At 30.5% G+C, this 9425-nt stretch carries 8 protein-coding genes; 5 read left to right on the plus strand and 3 right to left on the minus strand.

Annotation, left to right across the window (positions count from 1 at the left end; all coding sequences use genetic code 11):
* Window positions 1-508 precede the first annotated feature (508 nt).
* From HPY60_10445 to HPY60_10455, 3 genes are all read right to left on the minus strand, one after another.
* Window positions 509-1954, minus strand: coding sequence for an oligosaccharide flippase family protein (locus HPY60_10445; GenBank protein NPV51595.1), 1446 nt, complete (start codon window positions 1952-1954; stop codon window positions 509-511).
* Window positions 1955-2480: 526 nt separating this feature from the next.
* Complete coding sequence (locus HPY60_10450) at window positions 2481-2738, minus strand: hypothetical protein (protein NPV51596.1); 258 nt, start codon at window positions 2736-2738, stop codon at window positions 2481-2483.
* Between the two features lie 22 nt (window positions 2739-2760).
* Entirely contained in the window at window positions 2761-2931 is a 171-nt protein-coding gene (locus HPY60_10455; GenBank protein NPV51597.1) for a hypothetical protein, read from the minus strand.
* A gap of 117 nt (window positions 2932-3048) precedes the next feature.
* Here HPY60_10455 and pseB point away from each other — a divergent pair, with 117 nt between their 5' ends.
* Genes pseB through pseI form a run of 5 tightly spaced genes read left to right on the plus strand, consistent with a single transcriptional unit; the run spans window position 3049 to window position 8619 of the window.
* Window positions 3049-4044 (plus strand): UDP-N-acetylglucosamine 4,6-dehydratase (inverting), encoded by a 996-nt coding sequence (pseB, locus tag HPY60_10460; GenBank protein NPV51598.1) that lies wholly within the window; start codon window positions 3049-3051, stop codon window positions 4042-4044.
* A 6-nt stretch (window positions 4045-4050) separates the two neighbouring features.
* Entirely contained in the window at window positions 4051-5199 is a 1149-nt protein-coding gene (gene pseC / locus HPY60_10465) for a UDP-4-amino-4,6-dideoxy-N-acetyl-beta-L-altrosamine transaminase (GenBank protein ID NPV51599.1), read from the plus strand.
* A 21-nt stretch (window positions 5200-5220) separates the two neighbouring features.
* The gene (locus HPY60_10470; GenBank protein ID NPV51600.1) at window positions 5221-6081 is read left to right on the plus strand and encodes a glycosyltransferase family protein; all 861 of its coding nucleotides are present in this window, start codon (window positions 5221-5223) and stop codon (window positions 6079-6081) included.
* Between the two features lie 23 nt (window positions 6082-6104).
* A complete protein-coding gene (gene pseG, locus HPY60_10475; protein ID NPV51601.1) occupies window positions 6105-7568 on the plus strand; it encodes a UDP-2,4-diacetamido-2,4,6-trideoxy-beta-L-altropyranose hydrolase in 1464 nt (487 codons plus the stop codon).
* 1 nt (window position 7569) lies between these two features.
* Window positions 7570-8619 (plus strand): pseudaminic acid synthase, encoded by a 1050-nt coding sequence (gene pseI, locus HPY60_10480; protein ID NPV51602.1) that lies wholly within the window; start codon window positions 7570-7572, stop codon window positions 8617-8619.
* Window positions 8620-9425: the final 806 nt, after the last annotated feature.

Raw genomic sequence — 9425 nt, forward strand, 5'->3', positions numbered from 1 at the left:
CAAACGCTCAGTCAATAAAAAAGCCTACCTAAATGTACTTTTACTAGGAATAATAATAATCCTACGGCTAAAACGAAATCCAAGAAATCTACACCTTGAAAAACTCCACATAAAACAGACACCCTATAATAAATTAATGCCAGACTTCTCCCAATCAATCAATGGTTCAACTTCCCCCAACTATCACAAAGCTTTTCAAGACGCGCATACTCCTCCTCGAAAATATAATCGTTAAAAGATTTCAGAAATACTATATGGGCAAAATAACATTTAAATGCTCTTAATTCAACGTTAAGAATAATCAGAGCCGGATTCAATTCTCAAAAAATATTAATACAATAATAGCAAAGAAGGTTAATAGAAATTCTTTGTAGATATTGAGGGATTAGGAAGCGATTTTTTTGAAAGTGTATTATATAAAAATTTAATCCATTTCATGATTTCCAAACCAATTAAAAGGAAATATAAAGAATTATATTTCATTATACCTATAATCTGATTTATTAAGTTAACTCCTGCTTATAATCCATTTAATAAATTTAAGTTCATCTTTTTTTATTCCACCTAACAATATCATTAGTAACATATAAATTACAAAGGATATCCCCATTACTAACAATATGTTAATAATTCCATTAGGATGTGTATACACGATAAACACTGCCATTAAAATTGATGATATGATTATTTTTTTTAGTCCTAAATTCAAATCAAGCTTTATGTATTTAGAAGAATAGAAGAATATTATCACAAATGCAATTGCATATGCTATTAATGTCACGAATGCAGCGGCAATAATTCCAAAATAAGGAACAAGAGTTATATTAAATATAAGGTTAAATATAGCCGCAATTATCCATACAACACCTATCAATTTTGTTTTCTTTTTTAATATAATTATTAAAACATAAATACCAAAAATTCCAGTTAATAATGCACTAATTGCCACAAAGGGGGTTACTAAATAACCATTAGTGGCTATTTCTGGTGTGGTTAATATGATTAGCAATGGTTTGGACAGTAAAGAAATACTAACTACTGATGGGATTGCAAAAATTAAAAAAATTTTTAGTGAGTAAGTCAAAACAGTTCTTAGTTCCTGATTTTTATTTTCATCATAATATTTAGACACTACTGAAGGTAAAAGTGTTGAAAAAGGAACAAATAACATGGTTATTATTTGTCCTAAACTGTAACCTGGAGAATAATATCCTACAAAAGAAGTGCCAAGTAAAATACCGATTATGTACCGATCACTGGAATCAACTATCCAGTAAGATAGATTACTGGGAATAGTAGGCACGCTAAAAGATAAATATTCTTTTATATGAATGAATTTAGGAACTTTAAATCCTATATTTAATATAATGAAAAGTACCATGATTAAAGTAGTAACGATATATGTTATTAGAAGTCCAATAGTAATTCCAAGTATCCCATATCTATATAATGCAAAATACGAGATTAAAAAAACATTCAAATATGCTTGAAGAAACATTATAAATGAATACTTTTTTATTTGTTGAAATGTTCTGAAATATGATAAAAAAAGATTATTTAAGCTTACTATTATAATAATCACAGATAAAATATTGGTAATTATGGTATTTCCATTAAATAGCAAGTTTGCAATGAACTGTGAGGAGATAAATAATAGAAAGGCTATAATTAATGTGGGAATAAGAACAATAAAAATTATAGAATAAAATCCTTCTTGTATTTCATTTTTTTCTTTCGATGCTGCCAAAAATCTTACCATTGCATAAGGTAATCCTAACGTAACTAAGTTGGATATCAAAAATATGGTGACACTTAGTTGTATATATATTCCATAATCATCTATACTCAAGTTCTTTGTTAGAATAGGTAATATTATTATGGAACTTATTGCTATTAGAATGTTAGTTATTCCTATTAAACCTATTCTTTGTACAAATACTTTATAATCACTCAAGAGATCACCTAATAATTATTAGCGAATTTTGAATAACTTATCTTTTCAGATTTTTATGGCTATTAGAAATCCTTTTAGGATTTGAACTATAAGTGTTTTTACGTAGTGGTGTGGTTATAACAGATGTTTTGTAGTTTGCTTTCTTTGTTTCTTAAACGATCATTTTTGCTATTGTTTTTATCTCCGAATACTCTTTTAAAACTGAAATCACTGTTTCTACAATGCTCCTTAGATGGTATCGTTTTTTGCTGAATAATGATTGCATGCTTAATCAGTATTTACCTGTTTTGATCCGTTTTTTTTGGGGTCTGGTATCATGTTTGGTTGCTATTTTTGTATTCTTAGTTTATGACTGTGTGTATTTCTTCACTGTCGAATGCTCTGTCTAAAGCTGAAGCCATGACGGTTTTTATATTTTTGTTTTCCTTATAGTTGGTATTGCATCTTTAGAATCATGTCTAGCCTTTTGCTACTTTTTGAGCTATATATGCTTGTTTTTTGGTGTCTATTGCTGTTTGGTTTTAATTTAGCTTTTTCTTCTTTTTTCCTTTTGTTTTTTGATTTTTTTAGCGTAATATAGGCTGGTTTGGTCTCTGGAGTGGTCAGTTCCATCTATAGATACCCATGGTTCATTTATATCAAATAATTCAACTGTTTGGCTTAGCATTTTATCGAAGAAAATGGGGATCCGAAACGTTTGAAGAATTTTTGAAGTGTGGTGAAATGTGGGATCTTTTTTAAGTGGGATCTTTTTTAAGCCTAGTATTTCCTGTATTTTGGGCATTAATTTCACAATTTGAACAATTTCACGGTATTTCAGCCTCAAAAGTTTCATTAAACATATTAATGCCATATGTTGGTGTTATGTGTAAATCTGTTTTGAATATATTACATGAATAAGCAGGTAAGGTCATTTCAGCCACTTTTAACGCGGTTGTAGTAAATTTTATAAGTTCATCAGGATCAAAATCACACATGGGATCACTCCAGTATTACATTATAATACTAAAGTAGTGATCCCATCATACTAAATGATTTCTACAGAGCCATATATATGTAAACTATATCAATATTAAAGATTGGGGTAATTGAAAATGCTTAATGATAAAACAATCCTTATTACAGGAGGAACAGGCTCTTTTGGTAAAAAATTTACAAAAAGAGTTTTAAGTCAATATAATCCTAAAAAGATTATTATTTATTCAAGAGACGAATATAAGCAGTTTTTAATGCAAAGTCGATTTAAAGTACATTCCCACAAAATTAGATTTTTCATTGGAGATGTAAGGGACGAAAAAAGATTATATAGGGCTTTTGATGGTGTAGATATTGTGATACATGCAGCAGCATTAAAACAAGTTCCTGCAGCGGAGTATAATCCAATAGAGGCTGTTAAAACTAATATACATGGTGCTGAAAACATAATCAATGCAGCTATTGATAAAGGGGTACAAAAGGTCATTGCGTTATCTACAGATAAAGCGGTAAATCCCGTAAATCTTTATGGTGCCACTAAACTTGTTTCTGATAAACTATTTATTTCTGGGAATGCTTATGTTGGAGATAAAGCTACTCTTTTTAGTGTCGTTAGATATGGCAACGTCTCTGGAAGTCGTGGTTCGGTCATTCCGTTCTTCAAGTCATTAATAGATCAAAATAAGAATGTTATTCCTATAACTGACTACAGAATGACTAGATTTTGGATAACCCTCGATGAAGCTGTTGATCTTGTTATAAAAGCTATTGAGGAAGCTAAAGGAGGGGAGTTATATGTTAAAAAATGCCCTTCTTTTAAGGTCACTGATTTAGCTAGAGCAATGAAGAATGACTGTGAATTTGAAGATGTTGGGATCAGGCCTGGGGAAAAGCTTCATGAAGTGATGATAACGGAAGAAGACTCAAGAACAACTTATGAGTATGATGATCATTACGTCATCTACCCTGATTTTGATTGGTGGGAAACTCTTAATAATAAGTCTGGTGGTAAAAAAGTGAAAGATAGGTTTAGATATTCATCAGATAACAATGAAACCTGGCTTTCCGTAGATGAAATTAGTTTTCTGCTGGAGAAAATAGATATAGTCTATTAGGTGGTTATTATTAAATTTTTACCTTATGGGAAGCAGTTTATAGATCAGGATGACATTGAAAGTGTGGTAAATATTTTAAAATCAGATTTCATTACCCAGGGTCCTAAAATAGGCGAATTTGAAAAAAAATTAGCAGAATATTGCGGTTCTAAATATGCAGTAGCTTTTAATTCAGGTACTTCAGCACTTCACGGAGCTTATTTCGCTTTCGGATTAAAAAAAGGTGATGAAGTTATCACTTCCCCTAATACTTTTGTTGCAACATCAAATGCAGCTTTATATTTAAATGCAAATCCTGTGTTTGCTGATGTAGAAAAAGAGACAGGGAACCTCGATATCTCTAAAGTCAAAGCAAAAATCACTGATCAAACTAAGCTCATTGTTCCAGTTCATTACAGTGGAAATCCTGTTGCTCTTAAAGAATTATCTGAAATAGCTGAAGATAATAACGTTAAGATCATCGAAGATGCAGCGCATTCAATTGGTGCCAAATATAATGGGAAAAAAATCGGAAACTCCCTTTATTCTGACATGACTATTCTTAGTTTTCATCCAGTCAAACATTTAACTACTGGTGAAGGAGGTCTTGTCTTGACCAATAAAGAGGAATACTATGATAAATTAAAGATGTTTAGTTCTCATGGTATTACTAAAAATAAATTTTTTAATGAGCCTGAAGGCGACTGGTACTATGAAATGCATTATTTGGGTTATAATTATCGGATTACTGACATTCAGGCTGCTTTGGGGTTATCACAACTTAATAAATTAGATAAATTCATCAAAAGAAGAAGGAAAATAGCAAAAATGTATAATAATGCGTTTGATAATAATCCCTACTTTAAAACTATCACTGAAAAAGAGTGCTGTGAATCATCATATCATCTTTTTCCTATTCTAATTGAAGATGAATTTAAGAAGAATAAAAGGGAATTATTCTCTAATTTGCGAAATGAAGGTTTAGGTGTTCAAGTTCATTATATTCCTGTATATTTACAACCTTATTATCAAAAACTTGGTTATAAAAAAGGTTTATGTCCTGTAGCTGAAGATTTCTATCATAGAGAGATAAGTATCCCAATGTATCCGACAATGGATGATGAAGATGTTGATTATGTGATAGATAAGCTTTTTAAGGTTTTTGAAAGTTTATAGTTGATTATTTGTGGTGTTGGAATGAAAGTCGGCGCAATAATTCAGGCCAGAACCTCATCTACTAGATTTCCTCAAAAGGTCTTAAAATATTTGCCATACGATAGCAACATAACTGTTTTAGAGCAAGTTATTTACAGATTAAAAAATTCCAAAAAAATAGATAAAATTATCGTTGCCACCACCAAAGAGTCGGATGATATAAAAATAGTTGATGTAGCAAAGAAATTGAATGTGCCTTTTTTTAGAGGTAGTACCGAAAATGTGCTTGAAAGATATTATTTAGCAGCGAAACAAAATGATTTAGATATTGTGGTAAGGATTACAAGTGATTGTCCATGTATTGATCCAGAAATAGTAGATTTAATAATAGAAACCCATCTTAAAAAAAATTCAGATTATACGTCGAACACGTTAAATAGAACTTTCCCTGTGGGGTTAGATGTAGAAGTAATTAATTTCAAAGCCCTTAAAAAGTGTTTTGATAATGTCAAAAATTTTTCAGAGAAAGAACACGTTACATTATATGTTCACAATAACTTGGATCAATTTAAAACTGAAAATGTGTGTATTAATGGGCCTTCAATATCTCAGATAAGGATAACTTTAGACACAGAAGAAGATTATGCATTATTATGTTCAATTTTTGATTATCTTTACCAAAAAAATCAGTTTTTTAATTTAAATGATATCATAAATTTGTTTGATACTAAACCATGGTTATGTCTTATTAATAAAAAAATAATTGCTAAAAAATCATTTAATAATTTTGAAGATGAATGTGAAGAGGCTTTGAGAATTTTAGAACTTCAAGAATTAAATAATGTCAAAGATTATTTAGAAAAAGTAATAAATAATAATATTAATCAGGACTTTACTTCTTGAGTTCAATAATTAGGCAAGATAAAATGAAAATTGTTATAATAACTGAAGGAAGTAGTAAAATTGGTTTTGGCCATGTGACCCGTTGTTTGTCATTGTATCAAGCATTTAAGGAGAACGCATTTGCGGTACAATTTATTGTCAATGGTGACTTCTCAGTTGAATTACTTCTTAAAAATACGACTTATGAAATTTTTGACTGGTTGAGATGCCCTGATAAACTTTTTAGATTATTAGAGGGTTCCGATATTATAGTTATAGATTCTTATTTATTAGATGAATCACTTTATAAAAAAATTTCAAGTTTGGCATCTGTTGCAATTTCTATTGATGACAATAATAGAATCAATTATCCAAAAGGGATCGTAGTTAATGGTTCAATTAATGCTGAAAAAATAGATTACTCATTCTCAAATGAAATAGATTACTTGCTAGGTAGTCAGTTTATACCGTTAAGACGGGAATTTTGGGATACTCCTGAAAAAAAAGTTAAGTCCAATGTTGAAACTGTTATGGTAACATTTGGGGGGGATGATTTAAGAAATTTAACTCCAAAAATATTGGAGTTGTTAAATGATAATTATCATTCACTGAATAAAAAAATCATCATTGGCAGTGGATTTAAAAATATACTTGAAATTGAAAATTTGAAAGATGAAAGAACTGAGCTTATATATTATCCAGATGCAAATGTAATGTTAAAAACCATGCTTGAATCTGATATCGCGATATCTGCAGGTGGGCAAACCCTTTATGAACTAGCTCGAGTGGGTTTACCAACTATAGCAATTTCAGTAGCTAGTAATCAAACACATAATGTTAATAATTGGGAAAAAGTCGGCTTTATTGAATTTGCAGGGTATTGGGATGATGAAGATTTGCTTAATAACGTTTTAAGCAAATTAAATATATTAAACGATGAAAAGATTAGATTAAAAAAAAGGAATATTGGAAAAACATTAGTTGATGGTAAAGGAGCTCTTAGAGTAGCTAAATATTCTTTAAACAAATATTATGTTGATAAACTAAAGATGAGACCAGCAACTTGTAATGATGTCTATGATGTACTTGAACTGTCAAATGAAGAGGAAGTAAGACAGAATTCATTTAATACTTCCAAAATAATACTTGAGGAACATAAAAAATGGTTCAAAAATAAAATTGAAGACCAAAATAATGTTTTCCTTGTAATAAACATTGCAAATGAATTTGCAGGCCAAGTACGTTTCGATCTTGAAGATAATTCAGCAACAGTAAGCATCAGCATAAAAAAAGAATTTAGACTAATTGGTCTCGGTAGAAATTCCCTTATAAGAGCCATGGATTACTTAAAGTTAAATTTCCCACAAATTAGAATAATCAAGGCTTACATAAAAGAAAACAATCAAAAATCTTTAAAATTATTTGAAGATTTGGGTTTTAAATACAAAGGAAGTGTTTCCATTAAAAATCAAAAAGCTTTTGAGTATATCTACAAAGTTAGTGGTTAAAATGAGTTTTAAAATTGGGAACAAGGGAGTTGGTGGGAAAAACCCTGTATTTATTATTGCTGAATTATCAGCAAATCATTTGGGAGATTTCAACCTAGCAGTGGATACCATCAAATCGATTAAAAAATCAGGTGCTGACGCAGTAAAAATGCAAACCTACACTCCTGATACTCTGACCATCGATTGTGATAATGATTATTTTAAAATAATGCAAGATACATTATGGGATGGTTCTACCTTTTATGATCTTTACCAAAAAGCACACATGCCTTGGGAATGGCAACCTAAACTCAAAAAGATAGCAGAAAAATTGGGACTAATCGTATTTTCATCACCTTTCGACAAAACATCAGTTGATTTTCTGGAAGATATGGGGGTGCCTGCGTATAAAATTGCATCTTTTGAAATAACTGACATACCGCTTATTGAAAATGTTGCATCCACTGGCAAACCGATTATCATTTCAACTGGTGTTGCGGAACTTTGTGACATAGAGCTAGCTGTCAAAACATGTAAAAACGAAGGAAATGATGAAATTGCTCTTTTGAAATGCACATCATCATATCCAGCACCACTAAAGGAAATAAATCTCAAAACTATCCCTCATATGAAAGAAACATTCAGAACTATTGTTGGACTCTCTGATCATACGCTTGGAAATTCTGTTTCCATTGCATCAGTAGCTATGGGGGCTAAAATAATAGAAAAACATTTCATTTTGGATAGGAACTTAGGTGGACCCGATTCTCAATTCTCATTGGAGCCAGATGAATTTAGAAGCATGGTTAACTCTGTTAGAGAGGTAGAAACAGCTATGGGTGAAGTTAGTTACGAACTAAGTGAAATGGCAATACATAACCGAAATTTTTCACGTTCATTATTTGCAATTAAAGATATTAAGCAAGGAGAAGTCTTTTCTGAAGAGAATACAAGATCTATACGTCCGGGTTATGGTCTTCATCCTAAGCACATTACCGCAATTATTGGTAAAAAAGCAGCTAAAGACATCCCTAAAGGAACACCTTTAAGATGGGCAATGATTGATCATTAGACCGGATTATGTAGTGTAAATAACTTCTTTAGGGTCTTAGTTTTTTAGTTTTCTGAGAGTTTTTGTAGGGCTGTTTTTGAGTTGTAGCTGAGTATTGTGATGAGTCCTGCTAAAAATACATTTATTGTTGCGGTTCTTTTGGCTGATTCAGGTTTATATTTTGTGTAATTTTTTCAGGCTTATTCCTGATTTGCATAATTTAAAGAAGTCTTCGATTTTACCACGTATGGGCTTGTAATAACTCCAATTCTTTATTTTTTGCAATAATATTTTTTTTTAATGTGTTGTATGACTTTTTTGCTTCTTTTTTATGCTTTTTATCTTTAAATACTTAGAGGATAGGTTATTATGTCGTCTAATTTTTTGGATTTTGAAATCATCTTTGGGAACAGGGTGTCTGATTTGATATGGAAATTTATGGATTTTTTTGTTATGATTTCATACATCAATAGTTATCCGAATGTCTTTAATAAAAGTACAATCGAAAAATCTCTATATATCATAATAGGGTCTTAAGAATCGAAAGATTTATCAATTATGGGATATAATATTTTTTTGGGTGATAAAAATGAATATCCTGCTAAATCCTGATTCAAAAGACCCTATTTGGACCTTGTTCGGCAAAAGTATATTAAACTTATCGATAGTAGAACATTTCAGCAATAATTAGCTCAGAAATCGGGCTGCAAAGCATTAAAAGATATCAAACTATGCTGAAGATAGTTTTACTAGCTTCATATTTTAATTTAGAAGTTTCACATGTTTACTTTGAGGTGAAAAACCGTGAAAAACTCCGTAAATTCTTA

Origin of the sequence: Methanofastidiosum sp., assembly GCA_013178285.1 — an archaeon.
Lineage (GTDB): Archaea > Methanobacteriota_B > Thermococci > Methanofastidiosales > Methanofastidiosaceae > Methanofastidiosum.